The organism is Streptomyces sp. NPDC055955 (genome assembly GCF_042270245.1).
In the GTDB taxonomy this organism is placed as follows: Bacteria; Actinomycetota; Actinomycetes; order Streptomycetales; family Streptomycetaceae; genus Streptomyces.
Genome location: NZ_JBHJYS010000001.1, coordinates 234,848 through 249,301, shown reverse-complemented (window position 1 = coordinate 249,301; position 14,454 = coordinate 234,848). Strand labels below are relative to the sequence as shown.

The 14,454-nt window shown below is 73.3% G+C and carries 12 protein-coding genes; 4 read left to right on the top strand and 8 right to left on the bottom strand.

The genetic code is table 11. From position 1 onward, the window contains the following. Window positions 1–77: 77 nt before the first annotated feature. Entirely contained in the window at window positions 78–1,034 is a 957-nt protein-coding gene (locus ACFC96_RS01005) for a phospholipid scramblase-related protein (protein ID WP_376609431.1), read from the top strand. A 27-nt stretch (window positions 1,035–1,061) separates the two neighbouring features. Here the strand turns inward: ACFC96_RS01005 and ACFC96_RS01000 are convergent, their stop codons facing one another. Further along, window positions 1,062–2,576, bottom strand: coding sequence for an MFS transporter (locus ACFC96_RS01000; protein WP_376609429.1), 1,515 nt, complete (start codon window positions 2,574–2,576; stop codon window positions 1,062–1,064). 304 nt (window positions 2,577–2,880) lie between these two features. On the opposite strand from ACFC96_RS01000, the gene ACFC96_RS00995 reads away from it, so the two are divergent. Then, complete coding sequence (locus ACFC96_RS00995; RefSeq protein ID WP_376609427.1) at window positions 2,881–3,471, top strand: TetR/AcrR family transcriptional regulator; 591 nt, start codon at window positions 2,881–2,883, stop codon at window positions 3,469–3,471. Window positions 3,472–3,537: 66 nt separating this feature from the next. Here the strand turns inward: ACFC96_RS00995 and ACFC96_RS00990 are convergent, their stop codons facing one another. Both ACFC96_RS00990 and ACFC96_RS00985 read right to left on the bottom strand, forming a co-directional pair. Beyond that, window positions 3,538–4,569 carry a DMT family transporter gene (locus ACFC96_RS00990; RefSeq protein ID WP_376251659.1) on the bottom strand — a complete coding sequence of 344 codons (1,032 nt, stop codon included), beginning with the start codon at window positions 4,567–4,569 and terminating at the stop codon, window positions 3,538–3,540. Next, window positions 4,566–5,612, bottom strand: coding sequence for a phosphatase PAP2 family protein (locus tag ACFC96_RS00985; RefSeq protein WP_376609426.1), 1,047 nt, complete (start codon window positions 5,610–5,612; stop codon window positions 4,566–4,568). The genes ACFC96_RS00990 and ACFC96_RS00985 overlap by 4 nt, the downstream gene beginning before the upstream one ends. Before the next feature lie 149 nt (window positions 5,613–5,761). Between ACFC96_RS00985 and ACFC96_RS00980 the strand changes: the two genes are divergently transcribed. After that, window positions 5,762–6,382, top strand: a complete 621-nt coding sequence (locus ACFC96_RS00980) for a TetR/AcrR family transcriptional regulator (protein WP_376251663.1) — start codon at window positions 5,762–5,764, stop codon at window positions 6,380–6,382. Window positions 6,383–6,575: 193 nt separating this feature from the next. Here the strand turns inward: ACFC96_RS00980 and ACFC96_RS00975 are convergent, their stop codons facing one another. Beyond that, complete coding sequence (locus ACFC96_RS00975; RefSeq protein ID WP_376609424.1) at window positions 6,576–7,655, bottom strand: DUF2510 domain-containing protein; 1,080 nt, start codon at window positions 7,653–7,655, stop codon at window positions 6,576–6,578. A 173-nt stretch (window positions 7,656–7,828) separates the two neighbouring features. On the opposite strand from ACFC96_RS00975, the gene ACFC96_RS00970 reads away from it, so the two are divergent. Then, window positions 7,829–10,501 (top strand): AAA family ATPase, encoded by a 2,673-nt coding sequence (locus ACFC96_RS00970; protein ID WP_376609422.1) that lies wholly within the window; start codon window positions 7,829–7,831, stop codon window positions 10,499–10,501. Between the two features lie 102 nt (window positions 10,502–10,603). Here the strand turns inward: ACFC96_RS00970 and pcaD are convergent, their stop codons facing one another. Genes pcaD through pcaH form a run of 4 tightly spaced genes read right to left on the bottom strand, consistent with a single transcriptional unit; the run spans window position 10,604 to window position 14,452 of the window. After that, window positions 10,604–11,767, bottom strand: a complete 1,164-nt coding sequence (pcaD, locus tag ACFC96_RS00965; protein WP_376251667.1) for a 3-oxoadipate enol-lactonase — start codon at window positions 11,765–11,767, stop codon at window positions 10,604–10,606. Then, window positions 11,764–13,110: a 3-carboxy-cis,cis-muconate cycloisomerase gene (gene pcaB, locus ACFC96_RS00960; protein ID WP_376609420.1), complete on the bottom strand. Its 1,347-nt coding sequence runs from the start codon at window positions 13,108–13,110 to the stop codon at window positions 11,764–11,766. Before pcaB ends, pcaD begins: the two co-directional genes overlap by 4 nt. Beyond that, window positions 13,107–13,685 (bottom strand): protocatechuate 3,4-dioxygenase subunit alpha, encoded by a 579-nt coding sequence (gene pcaG / locus ACFC96_RS00955; RefSeq protein ID WP_340460221.1) that lies wholly within the window; start codon window positions 13,683–13,685, stop codon window positions 13,107–13,109. The genes pcaB and pcaG overlap by 4 nt, the downstream gene beginning before the upstream one ends. Beyond that, window positions 13,682–14,452 (bottom strand): protocatechuate 3,4-dioxygenase subunit beta, encoded by a 771-nt coding sequence (gene pcaH, locus ACFC96_RS00950; RefSeq protein ID WP_372564424.1) that lies wholly within the window; start codon window positions 14,450–14,452, stop codon window positions 13,682–13,684. Before pcaH ends, pcaG begins: the two co-directional genes overlap by 4 nt. Window positions 14,453–14,454 lie beyond the last annotated feature (2 nt).

Below are 14,454 nucleotides of genomic sequence, written 5' to 3'. Positions count from 1 at the left end.
TGCCGGTTCGGGCGGCGGCGTACGTCACATCTGTCCGCACGGGATACCGCCACAGGATGGCGCGATAGTGTGCCCGGGTGACGACGCAATCGAACACCCCTGCAGGCTGGTACCCGGACCCCCAGGGCGCGCCCCAGACCCTGCGGTGGTGGGACGGCGCGCAGTGGACCGAGCACACCAGCCCCGTGCAGCAGCCCGCCGGCCAGCAGGTTCCGCATCAGGCGCAGCAGCCTCAGCAGCAGCCCGTGCAGCAGGCGGCCCAGGGCCAGTTCGCCCCTCAGCAGCAGCAGTCGCAGCAGCCTGTGCAGCCCCAGCAGCATGCCGCCGGTCCGTACGGTCAGCAGGCCCCGCAGCAGCAGAGTTACGTCGACCCCGCCAAGGTGCAGCGCCAGGTGCAGCACCAGGCCGGTGTCGCCCCCACCGCGCCGGGCGGCGGCAGCCTCTTCACCGAGCCGGTCCTGGTGGTGAACCAGAAGGCCAAGCTGATCGAGCTGACGAACGAGTACACCGTCATGGATCAGAACGGCGGCCAGATCGGGTCCGTCGTCCAGGTCGGCCAGAGCACGCTCAAGAAGGTCGCGCGCTTCGTCTCCAGCCTCGACCAGTTCATGACCCACAAGCTGGAGATCCGCGACGCGTACGGGCAGCCGCAGCTCGTCATGACGCGGCCCGCGAAGTTCATGAAGTCGCGTGTCGTGGTGGAGCGTCCGGACGGCTCGCCGGTCGGCGAGATCGTCCAGCAGAACATGATCGGCAAGATCAACTTCGCGATCAACGTGAACGGTCAGCAGATCGGCGCCATCAAGGCCGAGAACTGGCGGGCCTGGAACTTCTCGATCGTCGACCACGCCGACAACGAGGTCGCCCGCATCACCAAGACGTGGGAGGGACTCGCCAAGACGATGTTCACGACCGCGGACAACTACGTCCTCCAGATCCACTACCAGCTGCCCGAGCCGCTCCTGAGCCTCGTCGTGGCGACCGCCCTCACCGTGGACACCGCCCTCAAGCAGGACGCGCGCGGCTTCGGCTGACCGGACCGGCGCCCGGCGGGCGCCGGTTCACCGCGGCGTCGGCTGCTCCAGGCCGGCCCGCTCGTCCGCCCCGGCCGTCGTCCCGTGCGCGGCCGGGACACGCGGTCCGCCCGCGCGGCGCGCGGCCGGGACCAGCAGGGCCGCGAGCGCGGCGGCCAGGCACAGCGCCGCGAGCAGCGTGAAGCCGTGGGTGTACCCGGAGGCGTAGGGGAGTCCCGACGCCTGGAGGTGCCCCGTGACCAGGCTGCTCATCACGGCGGCGCCGATCGAGCCGCCGATGGTGCGGATGTTGGCGTTCATGCCGGTGGCCGCTCCGGTCTGCGCGGCCGGGACGTTCTGCACGATCAGGTTCGCCATGGACGCGAACGCGAGCCCGATGCCGAGCCCGAACACGCCTGCCGCGAGGGCGACTTGCCACTGCTCGGTGTGCCAGGCGGCGAGCATCGCGCAGGAGACCGCACCGAGCGCGGCGCCGGTGGTGAGCAACGCCTTGGCCCCTGCGACCGGTTCGAGCCTGCCGCTGAGCACCCCGGCGAGGAACATCGCCACGAGCATCGGCAGCATCAGGAGCCCTGCACCCGTCACACTCGCCCCGAAGCCGTAGCCGGCGGACGAAGGCGTCTGGGCGAAGCCGGGCAGGAACGACCACACCGCGTACATCCCGGCGCCGAAGAGCAGCGCGGCCGTGTTCGTGGTCCACACGGCGGGCAGCCGCATGACGCGCAGGTCGATCAGCGGGCTCGCGGAGCGGGCCTCGGACAGCACCCATGCGGCGAACAGGACCACGGCGGCGGCCAGCAGACCGACGACCTTGATCGACGCCCAGCCCCAGGACGTGGCCTGGCTGATGGGCAGCAGCAGGGCGACGAGCCAGCCGGAGAGCAGCACGGAGCCGAGCCAGTTCACGCGTCCCGTGCCGCGTGTCGGCGACTCGGGCACGTAGCGGTGCGCGATCAGCGCCGTCGCCGCGACGACGGCCGCGGGCAGCCAGAACAGCCAGCGGTAGTCGAGCGCGCCCACGATCGGCCCGGCCGCGACCATGCCCACACCGCCGCCCGCCGCGATGACCGCGGAGAGGTTGCTGATGCTGGGGCTGACCCGGTGGCCGGGGAACTCGTCGCGGATGATGCCGAACGACAGCGGGAAGAGCGCGCCGCCGATGCCCTGGACGACGCGGGCGGCGATGAGCACGGTGATGCTGGGGGCGAGGGCCGCGAGCAGACAGCCGATGGTCAGCGCGACGAGCGCGGCCACCATCGTGCGCTTCTTGCCGACGAGGTCGCCGACCCGGCCGAGTATGGGCGTGAAGATCGAGGCGGACAGCAGATAGGCGGTCATCACCCAGGTCGAGGTGGCCTGGCTGGTGTGCAGCGCGTGCTGGACGGTGGGCAGAGCCGGAGCGACCAGCGACTGCATCATCGAGAACACGCCGGCACCGGTCGCGAGGACCGCGAAGGTGAGGCGGTTGGAGCTTCTGGGCGCCGGGCCCGGCGCGACGGGCGTGCCGGGCAGGGGATTCCCGGACGAGGGATTCCCGGGCATGTGGTTCCTGGTCGTGCGACGAGCGGGCGTGCGATTCCGGTTCAAGGCGGTGTCTCTCTGAACGGAAGGTGGCCGGGCACACCGGCGTGACCTGCGGCAGGAGCCGCGGTCCGCGGGCGCGCACGAGCTGGGAGGATGTGGGTTCCGGCCGCTTCGGCCGGTCTGCCCGCAGCGCTGTGCGGCGGGGCGCGGGGTGCGTCGACTGTTAAAGTGGAGGCATCCCTCGACTTAGATAACGATAGCGGAGGGAAGCCTCCGGTACAACCTCGGCAGCCCGCGCTGCCTCACCCCGGGAGTGGCACGCATGACGGACAGGGAACTCGTCGGCGGGATCGTCGCGGCCCAGCGCCCGCGCCGCGCGGACGCGCGCCGCAACTTCGACGCTCTCCTGGCCGCGGCGCGCGACGCGTTCGCCGAGAAGGGCGCGGAGGCGTCACTCGAGGACATCGCCCGCCAGGCCGGGGTCGGTATCGGCACCCTCTACCGCAACTTCCCCACGCGCAGGCACCTCTTCGAGACGGTCTACGCGGAAGAGGTCGACGCCCTGTGCCGGCGCGCCGACGAACTCGCGGACGCCCCGCCGTGGGACGGGCTCGCCGGCTGGCTGCGCCGCTTCGTGGACTACACCGTCACGAAGCGCGCCATCAGGGACGCGCTCAGCGGGGAGTCCGACATCTTCGTCGCCTGCCGCCGCGCCATGCTCGACGCCGGCGAACCGCTGCTGCTGCGCGCGCAGGCCGCCGGGGAGGTCCGCTCGGACATGTCGTTCGACGACCTGCTCCGCCTGGTCTCGGGCGTCACCGGCGCTGCCTACGTGGACACCGAGCAGCGGGACCGCGTCTTCGGCATCACACTCGACGGGATGAGGACGCGTCCCGCGCCGGGCAAGCCGTGACGCGGAACCCGTGAGGCGGAACCTCTGGGGCGGAACTCGTCGCGCGGCCCCGTGAAGGGATCGCGCTCAGGAGGGCTGGAGCGCGCCCGGTGTCGCCTCCGGCTGCGGGGGGATCGACGGCAGGACGACGACGGTGCCGGGCAGTACGGGCATCGGGGGAAGACCCTGAAGGTCCGGCAGGGCCGCGAGCGGCCCCGTCTCCGTCGCCCGGGGCGGCAGTTCGGGCCGGCGTTCCGCCGCGATGAGCGACGGTTCCGGTCGGGACTCCTGAGCGTTCGGCGACGTACGCGTGAGGAGCAGGACCCCCCGGGTCGCGAGCGTCGCCCCCGCCGCCGCGAGCAGGATCCCCGTGAGCCCGCCCTGGAGCCGCTCGCCGAGCAGCGTGACACCGATGACCGCCGCGGCCACCGGGTTGGAGAGGGTGACCATCGCGAGCGGGGCGCCGAGGCCACCGCGGTAGGCGACCTGGGACAGGAGCAGGCCACCCGCGGCGAACGCCGCGATCAGCAGCGCCACGACGATCACCTCGACGCTGAGCAGCGACCCCGTCCGGTCGGTGACCGCGACGGTCACGGTCTGGGCGAGCGCCGAGGCGATGCCCGAGGCGAGACCGGAGGCCGTCGCGTGTCGCAGTCCCGGCTTCGCGCCGCGCCGCGACAGGAGGCCGATCAGCGCGGCCGTCGTACCGGCGACGGTGAGCGCCTCGCCGAGGCTGAGCGTGTCGTCGGGGGCCGGACCCGAGGCCGTGAGCAGGAGCGCGCCGAGCCCGGCGAGCGTGAGCGCGGTGCCGCGCCATTCGACGGACAGGACACGCCGTCCTGCCATGCGCGCCCCGAGGGGCACCGCCGCGACGAGCGTCAGCGCGCCCAGCGGCTGTACGAGGGTGAGGGGGCCGTACTTGAGGGCCGCCACGTGCAGCAGCGCGGCGGACGCGTTGAGCAGGACCGAACCCCACCAGGCGCCGGTGCCGAGCAGGCGCAGGACACCGGAGTCGGTCCCCGCGGTGCGTGACGCGAGGCGTTCCTGGGCGACGGCGGCAGCCGCGTAGGCGACCGCCGAGACGAGGGAGAGCGCGACGGCGAGGAGGGTGGCGTTCACCGGTGCGCTCCCGTCGCCGTGAGGACGGTGCGACCCGGACCCGTCGCTCCCGACGGGACCGGTGCGTCTATGGCGGACGCGGAGCCCGCGGTCACCGACACCGGGATGCGCGCGAGTACCTCGGACGCGGAGAGGGATCCGCCGCGCTGGTGCGCCGGGGTCCACGGGGCGGGCAGTGCCGCGCCCATGGTCTGCGCCGTCGCCATGAGCGAGGCGGCGGGCCGCGGGGCGGGCAGCAGGCGCCGGCCGATGGACTGTCCGGGCTTCGCGGCCTGTGGGGTGCCGGGCGGCCTGATCACGGCGAGCGCGGTGCCCAGGAGGGCTGTCGCCACGATCGCGTCCAGCCAGTAGTGGTTCGCCGTGCCGACGACGACGAACAGGGTGAGTGCCGGGTGCAGCAGCCACAGCCAGCGCAGCCGCGAGCGGGTCGCGGCGATGAGGCCGACGGCGACCATCAGGGCCCAGCCGAAGTGCAGGGACGGCATCGCGGCGAACTGGTTGGCCATCGAGTCGGTCTGCGGCGTGGCGCCGTAGACGGTCGGCCCGTACACCTGGCCGGTGTCCACGAGGTGCGCAGCGGCCAGCATCCGGGGCGGTGCCAGCGGGAAGGTGAGATGCAGCACAAGGGCCGCGGCGGTGAGCGCGGCCAGTACCCGGCGCGTCCATGTGTAGTGCCGGGGCCTGCGCAGATACAGCCAGATCAGGAAGCCGGCCGTCGCCGGGAAGTGCACCGTCGCGTAGTACGTGTTCGCGATGCGTACGAGGTCGTCGCTGTGCATCAGCACGTGCTGCACCGCGCCCTCGCCCGGCAGGTGGACGGCGCGTTCGAGGTCCCACACGCGGTGCGCGTTGTGGTACGCCTCGCCGGTGTGGCCATTGGCCAGTTGCCTGCCGAACTTGTAGACGAGGAACAGTCCGACGACCAGCAGGAGCTCCCGGACCAGGGGCGGGCGGGCGACGACGTCCGGCTGGTGGCCGACGGCGTCCGTCTCGCGGCCGGCTGTGTCCGGCTCCGGTTCGGCAGGCTCGGTAAGGGAATTCATCCCCCGGCCCCTTTTCATGACGACTGGGTGGTGCGGTGATGCGGAGGTGAGCGCGGCATGAACCGTGCTCATCGATACGCCAGTGTACCGAAACGCTGGCGTACCGGTACACTGGCGTATCGATAGCGAAGATCGCGAGGAGAAGAGCCATGACGTCCCAGGAGCAGGCAGGCACATCAGTGACCACTTCGCGCCGCTCCAAGATCACTCCAGAGCGCGAGCAGGAGTTCTACGACGCGGTCCTCGACCAGCTCCGTGAGAACGGCTACGAGGCGCTCACCATGGAGGGCGTCGCGGCCCAGGCGTGCTGCAGCAAGTCCACGCTCTACCGGCAGTGGAAGACGAAGCCGCAGCTCGTGGCCGCCGCCCTGCGGGCGGGGCGCTGCGTGAAGTTCGCCAGTGTCGACACGGGAACGTTCGCCGGGGACCTGCGCTCGGCCGCCCGCGCGGCGGCGCAGCAGGCAGGACGTGACACCCAGCTCGTCCAGGCCCTGGGTCACGCGGTCCTCAGCGACGAGGAACTCCAGGGGGCGCTGCGCGAGGCCCTGGTCGAGCCGGAGCTGGCCGCGCTCGGAGAGATGGTCGACCGCGCGGTGGCGCGCGGCGAGATCGCCGCGGACCATCCGGCCGTCGAGTTCCTGGCCGCCCAACTGCTCGGGGTACAGCGCATCCGCCCGGTCCTGGAGGGCCGGTACGCGGACGCGGACTACCTCACCCGCTTCGTCGACGCCGTGGTGCTGCCCGCACTCGGCCTGGGCGAAGCCACCTGAAACGGGAGACCGCCGTCTGTCGGGATGACCGGACGGCGGTCTGCCCGCGCCGCACCGTGGGGACGGGCGCGGCGCGCACCCCCGGGCCGGGCGGGTCCCTCCTTGAGCGGAGGGGGACCTGCCCGGCCCCTGGGTCTTCTCGGGGGTGACACCCCGGGTGTCCCACGGGGGTCCGCACGTCTTTGCGCGGGTGCTAGACGTTCTGCCCGTTGCCGCCGCCCTCGGCGATCGCGGACTTCTTGATGCCCTTGGTGATCTTGTCCATCGACGTCACGTCCGGCGCCTTGTCGTTCACGTCGATGCCGAAGCGGACGACGACGAGCGACTTGGGGTTGGCGGGCGCGGGGAAGACCAGCGACTCGACGTAGCCGTCGTCGCCCTTGGCCGTGACGACCTGCCAGCGCACCAGGTAGCCCTTCTGGCCGGCCACGGTGACGGCCTCGGACGCCAGTTCCTTGTGCGAGGTGATCTTCCCGTAGATCGCGCCGCCGTACGACTGCTGCGCGTTCTTGGAGATGTCCTCCTTCGCCGCGGCCTCCGCGCCCGTCGCCTTGAGCTTCAGCGCCTCGGCCGACGACGAGAACGCGCCGCCGCGCACGCACTGCTGCTTCGTGTCGCCGGGGCAGGCGTACGGGCCGGTCGTCACCCCCGCGTTGCCGCCCTTCGTCGTGCCGCCGGTCCAGCCGTCGAGCACGGGCATCGACACCCCGTTGACGAGGTCCGCGGCGAAACCGTCGCCCGGACCCGGCGCCTGCGGAGCGCCGCTCTCCCCGCCGGAACCGCCGAGGCCGCCGGAGTCGCCGGGGCCGCCACTGCCCCCACCCCCACCGGGACCGTCGCCCGGCCCCTGGGGAAGTCCCGGACGCGCGGAGGGACTTGACGACGAGCCGGCCCGGTCGCTCTTCCCGTCGCCGTCACCGGAGGTCAGCGCGTACACCCCGCCGACGATGCCGCCGAGCACCACCACGGCGACGCCGGCGGCGATGGCTATCTTGAGGCCGCGCCTCGGCTTCGGCTCCGGGTACGCGGGGTAGCCCGGGTACCCGAGGTGGCCGAACTGCCCCGGCGGCTGCGAGGTCTGCGGATAGCCGTACGCCTGCGGATGCGCGCCGGGAGCCGCCGGCGCGTACGCGGGCAGGCCCGGCGCGGCGCCGGTCTCGGCGGCACGGGTCTGCTCCGTCCACACACTGCCGTCCCACCAGCGTTCGGTGCGGGGGCCTTCGGGCTTCTGGCCGGGATCGGGGTACCAGCCGGGGGGAGTCACCTGGGTCATGGGCGCCACAGTATGAGGCGTGCGTGAAAGAGGCATGAGAGGGGGCGGGTCCCTTTCCGGAAGGGCACCTTCCCACTTATGAAGAGGACCTGCGCAGACCCCACCCACAACCCTCCGGCTGCGACTACTCTCGACATCTGTACGTCGATCGAGCGACTTCGGGAGGGTGCGGGATGACGCAGAGTCGGCCTGACGGAGCCGCCTCGGCAGCCCTGTGGGAGCGGGACAGGGAGATCGCGGTCGTCGAGCGGGCGCTCGGCGAACTCTGCGGGGACGCGGCGTCGTCGGGCAGCCTCGTCGTGTTCAGGGGCGAAGCGGGGATCGGCAAGACCGCCCTCCTCGAAGAGGTGCGCCGCATCGCGGCGGGACGGGCCACGGTCTGGTCGGCCCGCGGCGGCGAGACCGTCACCTCCGTCCCCTTCAACGTCGTACGCCAGTTGCTGCAGCCCGCCCTCCTCGCGCTCTCGCAGGAGGAGGCCCGCGAGTACTTCGGCGACTGGTACGAGATCGCGGGCCCCGCCCTCGGCATAGCCGAACCGGGCGGCCGCCAGGCCGACCCGCAGGGTGTGCGCGACGGTCTCGTCGCGGCGGTGTCCCGGCTCGCCCGGCTGCACTGGCCGCTCGTCCTGCTCGTCGACGACGCGCAGTGGGCCGACGAGGAGACCCTCCACTGGCTCGCCGCTTTCGCCGAACGCCTCGACGACCTGCCCGTCCTCGTCGTGGTCGCCCACCGCGACGGCGAGGCCACCGCCGCCTCCACCGGCCACCTCGAAGCCGTGGGCGCCGCCGCCCGGCCTCGCACCACCTTGTCCGCCCTCACCCCCGACGCCACCGCCGGACTCACCCGCGCCACCCTCGGCGAGCATGCCGACGCCCCGTTCTGCCGTGAAGTGTGGGCCGTCACCGGCGGCAACCCGTACGAGACCGTGGAGCTCCTCGCCAAGGTCCAGGACAGCGATCTCGAACCCGCCGAGGGCTCGGCGGGCGAGCTGCGCGCCCTGAACAAGTCGGCGCGCGGCCGCGGCCTCGTCGACCGCCTCGAAGGCCTCGGCACCGACGCGACGCGCCTGGCGTGGGCCGCCGCCATCCTCGGCACCCGGATCGCCCCCGACCTCGCGGCGCGGCTCGCCGGGATGACCCCCGGCGAGGCCGACCGCTGCGCCGAGCGGCTGCGCGGCGCCCGCATCCTCACCGACGCGACGTACGAAGGCGGCGCCGTGGGGCTGGAGTTCGTGCACCCGCTGATCGCCAGCGCCGTGTACCGCTCCATCCCGCCGGCCACCCGCACCGCCATGCACGGGCAGGCCGCCTGGGCCGTCACGGCCTCGGGCCACGGCGCCGCGGCCGCCTCCCGGCATCTGCTCCAGGTGCACCCGGACGACGACCCCGAACTCGTCGAGCAACTGCGCACGGCGGCCGGTGAACACCTCGCGGTCGGCGCCCCGGAGGCCGCCCGCCGCTGTCTGGAGCGCGCGCTCCAGGAGCCGCCGCTGCCCGACGTACGGTCCGAACTCCTCTACGAACTGGGCTGCGCCACCCTCCTCACCTCGCCCGCCGTCACCATCGGCCACCTGCGCCAGGCCCTCGACACCACCCCGGGGCTCGACGGGGACGCGCGCGTGGACGCCGTGTGCCGGCTGTCCCAGGCCCTCGTCCACAACAACCAGCTGGAAGAGGCGTTGCGCGAGATCGACGCCGAGGCCGCGCGGCTCGATCCGGGCCCGGCCCGCCTGCGCCTCCAGGCCATGCGCTACATGTGGGAGGGCATCCACGCCGGCGAGGAGGACTCCCCGGGCCGCTCCCGCAGCCTCGCCGCCCTCGCGGGCTCCCTCACCGGCCGGGACAACCCCGAGCGGGTCCTGCTCGTCCTGCGCGCCTTCGACGCGATGACCCGCGGCGAGAACGCTGAGGTGGTGGTCGAACTCTGCGACCGGTCCCTCGTCAACGAACGCCTCGCGCCGGGCCTCGGCTGGACCGACCCCGAGTGGGGTTTCGAACTTCTGGCCATGCTCGGCAGCGCGTATCTCTTCTCCGACCGGCTCGACCGAGCGGAGAGCCTGTTCACCGAGGCCGTACGCGCCTACGAGACCGCCGGCTGGAGCGGCGGCCATCTGGCGCTCGCGCACGCCTTCGTCGGCTACGTCCACCGCAGGCGCGGGCGTCTCACGGACGCCGAGGCCGTTCTGCGCGAGAGCCTGCGCCTGGCAGACCGCGTCGGCCGCGGTCTGCCCATGCACTGGGACGCCGCGTGCATGCTCATCGACACGCTCGTGGCACGCGGCCGGATCGGCGAGGCCATGGAGATCGCGGACCGCTACTCCTTCGGCCCGCCCTACCCCTCGACGATCGTCCTGCCCGACGCGCACTCCGTCCGCGGCCGCCTGCTGATCGCCGCGGGCCGCACGGAGGAGGGCGTCAGCGAGCTGGAGGCGGCGGCCAAGGCGGCCACCGCCCGCGGCGGACACAACACGATCATGGCGCCCTGGGCCTGCGACCTGGCCCGCGCGCTCGCCACCGAGGACCCCGGGCGTGCCGGGGAACTCGCCGCCGACGCCCGGCTCCAGGCCGAGCGCTTCGGTACGGACACGGCGATCGGTGAGGCCCTGCGCTGCGAGGCCGCCCTGGAGACCGGCCAGCGCTCCCTGACCCTGTACGCCAAGTCGGTCACGTACCTCGAAGCGTCACCCTGCGCGTACGAACACGCGGTGGCTCGCGTCGAGTACGGCATCGCGGCCCGCTCGGTCGCGGAGCTCACCCGCGGTCTCACCCTGGCCAAGTCGTGCGGCGCGGACGGCCTGGCCGCCCGCGCCCGCGAGGTGCTCGACACGGGACGCGGCCTGCGCTGACGCGGGCGGCGGTGCGCCCGGACACCGACCGCCGCCGACTGCCGGTACGCCGACTGCCCGTCACCGCTGTCCAGGAGGTGACGGGCAGTCGGTGCGCAGGGGTCAGACGCCGGACAGGTCCTCTCCGCTCTCCTCGGCGAGGACCCGCTGCGCCACCGCGAACGCCGAATTGGCCGCGGGGACACCGCAGTACACCGCGGTCTGCAGCAGTACGGCGCCGATCTCGTCGGGCGTCAGGCCATTGCGCAGTGCGGCGCGCACGTGCATGGCCAGCTCGTCGTAGTGGCCGTGGGCCACCAGCGCGGTCATCGTGATCATGGAGCGTTCGCGGCGCGCCAGCGTCGGGTCCGTCCAGATCTCGCCCCACGCATAGCGCGAGATGAAGTCCTGGAAGCGGGCCGTGAACGCGCTCTGCCGCGCCTGGGCGCGGTCGACGTGCGCGTCGCCGAGCACCTGCCTGCGCACCTCCATCCCACGTCGGGCACCCCCGCCGAGCTGGGCGCGCAGCGCCGTGATCACGGGTTCGGGGCACTGGGCGGGGGCGAGGTGCGAGGCGCCCGCGATCTCGACGAGCGACGAACCCGCCACCGCGTCGGCGATCTCCCGCAGATGCGCGGGCGGGGTCGCCGGGTCCTCGCGGCCCGCGATGAGCAGCGTCGGAGCCGTGATCGAGGAGAGTTCCGCGCGGATGTCGAACGCGGCGAGCGCGTCGCAACAGGCCGCGTACGCCGCGGGGTCGGCGGTGCGGTGGTCCTCGACGAGGGCCGGCACGGTGAAGCCGGGGGTGAACCAGCGCCGGTCGGCGGTCTCGGCGACCGGGCCGAGCCCTTCGCTGCGCACCAGCGCTGCCCGTTCCTCCCAGGGCTTCGAGCCGCCGAAGTGCGCCGACGAGCAGATCACCGCGAGGCTCGTGACCCGCTCCGGGTGGTGGACCGCGAGGTGCAGTCCCACCGCGCCGCCGAGCGACACCCCCGCGTACGCGAAGCGCTCGATGCCGAGGGAGTCGGCGAGGTCCAGGACGAGCCCGGCCAGATCGGCGACGGTCGCGCCGGGGGCGATCAGCGCTGCCGGGGACCTGCCGTGCCCCGGCAGGTCCCAGCGCACCACCCGGTGGGTGACGGACAGTTCGGGCGCCACCGCGTCCCACAGTGCGGTGGACGTGCCGAGCGAGGGGCCCAGGAGGAGCGGGGGAGCGGTGGCCGGGCCTTCGGCGCGGTGATGCAACAGCTCGCCGTGCGTGCCGTGGTCGGGGGATGCAGTGCTCAACGTCGCTCCAGAGCGCGGTCGGTGAGGGCTCCTGCGGAGCCGGTGTAACGGACGGGGTCGGTGAGGTCGGCCAGGTCGACGCCCTTGAGGTCGGGCTCGTCGGCCAGGATCCCGGCCAGTGTCCTGCCCTCGGCGCGGGTGCGCCGCGCCGCCTCGGTGAGCAGGGACTTCGCGCGGGCTCGCCCGAGAAGGGGGGTGAGCTCGGCGGCCAGGCGTTCCGAGACGATCAGCCCATGGGTGGCGAAGAGGTGTTCACGCATCACGTCCGCGTGGACCTGAAGCCCTTCGGCGAGCTCGGCCGCGTCGCGTGCCGCGCCGCCCACGAGCCGCAGGAGGTCGCGCAGCGGCTCCCACTCCGCGTGCCAGGCGCCGGCCGGGCGCTCGTCCTCGGCCGCCATCGACGCGTACAGCGTCGCGGCGAGCGCGGGGGCGCGGCGGGCGGCCGCCGCGACGAGCGTGGCCCTGACGGGGTTCGCCTTGTGCGGCATCGCCGAGGAGCCGCCGCCCGCACCCTCGCTCAGCTCGCCGATCTCGGTACGGGACAGCGTCAGCACGTCCGCCGCCGGTTTGCCGAGTGCGCCGGCCGTGAACGCGAGCGCGCCCGCGAGGTCGGCGACCGGGGTGCGCAGGGTGTGCCAGGGCAACACGGGCGCGACCAGGCCGAGTTCGGTCGCGTACCCCTCGGTCAGCCGACCGGCGTGCGTGGCGCCGAACACGCCGAAGGCAGCCAACGTGCCCGCCGCACCGCCCAGTTGGACGGGCAGCGAGGCCCGTACGGTGCGCAGCCGGTCGCGTGCGTCGAGGACGAGGGAGCGCCAGCCCGCCGCCTTCAGACCGAACGTCGTCGGCACGGCGTGCTGCGTGAGCGTACGGCCCGGCATGACGGTGTCCCGGTGCGCGGCGGCGAGCCGCCCGAGGGCACTCTCCGTGCGCGCCAGGTCGCCGAGCAGCCCGTCCAGCGTCCGGGCCGCGACCAGCATGAGCGCCGTGTCCAGGATGTCCTGGCTGGTGGCGCCCCGGTGGACGTACGGGGCGTGCTCACCGGCCACCGCGGCCGTCAGGTCGGCGACCAGCGGGATCACCGGGTTGCCCCCGGAGCGGGCGCGCAGCGCGAGGTCACGGGCGTCGAAGCGCCCCTCGTCCGCGGCAGCCCGCGTCACCGCGTCCGCCGCGGCCGCGGGCGCCAGGCCCAGGGCGGCCTGCGCCCGCGTGAGCCCGGCCTCCGCGTCGAGCAGGCCGCGCAGGACCGCGGCGTCCGAGGTGGCCGACTCGGCGGGGGAACCCGCCCGGCCGGGGGAGAGCAGCCCGGCGTCGGGATCGGCGTCGGGACCGACATGTGTCACTGGAACTCCAGGAAGACCGTTTCGCCTTCGCCCTGAAGGCGGATGTCGAAACGGTACGTGCGGTGCGCGCCTTCCTGCGGCTGCGCGAGCAGCGTCGCGCGCCGCTCTGCGGGCAGGGCGTCGAGCAGCGGGTCCGCGCCGTCGGCGAGGTAGGCGCGGGTGAACAAGTGGTGCAGCAGTCCGCGCGCGAACACGCACACGCTGATGTACGGCAGTCCCGCGTTGCCCGGCGGCAGGGTGAAGAGGGCGTAGTGCCCGTCGGCGTCCGTGGCGACCCGGCCGAACCCGGTGAAGTCCGTGCCGTTGCGGCCGAGGTGGCCGCCGGTCGTGGTGTCGCGGCGCAGCGAGCCCGGCGCCCCCGTGAGCGAGCCGTCGGGTCCTGCCTGCCAGAACTCGAGGATGGCGTCCGGCACCGGGTCGCCCTGGCCGTCGAGCACGTGGCCGTGCAGGACGATCGTGTCGGGATGCCCCTTCGGTGCGACCTGCTCGCCCTCGGGGAAGGGCAGGGCGTAGCCGTAGAACGGGCCGACGGTGTGTGACGGCGTGGGGAGCAGCTTCTCGGGCACGGAGGTCATCGGCCTTCCTCGATCCAGGTGGCGGAGGGACCGTCGAGGACGATGTCCCACTCGTAGCCGAGCGAGAACTCGGGCTGCGACAGGTCATGGTTGTACGCCGCGACCAGGCGGTTGCGGGCCGACTCGTCCGTCACCGAGCGCAGGATCGGGTCGTAGCGGAACAGCGGGTCGTTCGGGAAGTACATCTGCGTCACCAGCCGCTGTGTGAACGCGTCGCCGAACAGGGAGAAGTGGATGTGCGCGGGGCGCCACGCGTTGGTGTGGTTGCGCCACGGGTACGCGCCCGGCTTGACGGTGGTGAAGGAGTACCGTCCCTGATCATCCGTCAGGGTCCGTCCCACGCCGGTGAAGTTGGGGTCGAGGGGCGCCGGGTGCTGGTCGCGCAGATGCGCGTAGCGGCCCGACGCGTTGGCCTGCCAGATCTCCACGAGCTGGCCGCGCACGGGGCGGCCGTCGCTGTCGAGCAGCCGTCCGGACACGGTGATGCGCTCGCCGAGCGGCTCGCCCGCGTGCTGACGCGTCAGGTCCTGGTCGATGTCGGTGATGTCCGTGGCGCCGAAGACGGGCCCGGACAGCTCGACGGTCTCCGGGTCGCCGCCGTTCACGGCGACGAGCGGCTGCTGCGGGTGGCGCAGCAGCGAGCTGCGGTAGGGCGCGTAGTCACGCGCCGGGTGGTGCTGGACGGGCGCGCCGCCCGCGCGCGCCTTGTCGTACGCGCTCTGGAGGTCCGCGACCTCGACGTCGATGTCCGACTGGGTGAGTGCCATGG

Excerpts from the sequence above, each read along its gene's own strand:
- ACFC96_RS01000 (WP_376609429.1), bottom strand. The coding sequence starts at position 2,576 with ATGCCCGGGAATCCCTCGTCCGGGAATCCCCTGCCCGGCACGCCCGTC.
- ACFC96_RS00995 (WP_376609427.1), top strand. The coding sequence starts at position 2,881 with ATGACGGACAGGGAACTCGTCGGCGGGATCGTCGCGGCCCAGCGCCCG.
- ACFC96_RS00985 (WP_376609426.1), bottom strand. The coding sequence starts at position 5,612 with ATGAATTCCCTTACCGAGCCTGCCGAACCGGAGCCGGACACAGCCGGC.
- ACFC96_RS00980 (WP_376251663.1), top strand. The coding sequence starts at position 5,762 with ATGACGTCCCAGGAGCAGGCAGGCACATCAGTGACCACTTCGCGCCGC.
- ACFC96_RS00975 (WP_376609424.1), bottom strand. The coding sequence starts at position 7,655 with ATGACCCAGGTGACTCCCCCCGGCTGGTACCCCGATCCCGGCCAGAAG.
- ACFC96_RS00970 (WP_376609422.1), top strand. The coding sequence starts at position 7,829 with ATGACGCAGAGTCGGCCTGACGGAGCCGCCTCGGCAGCCCTGTGGGAG.
- pcaG (WP_340460221.1), bottom strand. The coding sequence starts at position 13,685 with ATGACCTCCGTGCCCGAGAAGCTGCTCCCCACGCCGTCACACACCGTC.
- pcaH (WP_372564424.1), bottom strand. The coding sequence starts at position 14,452 with ATGGCACTCACCCAGTCGGACATCGACGTCGAGGTCGCGGACCTCCAG.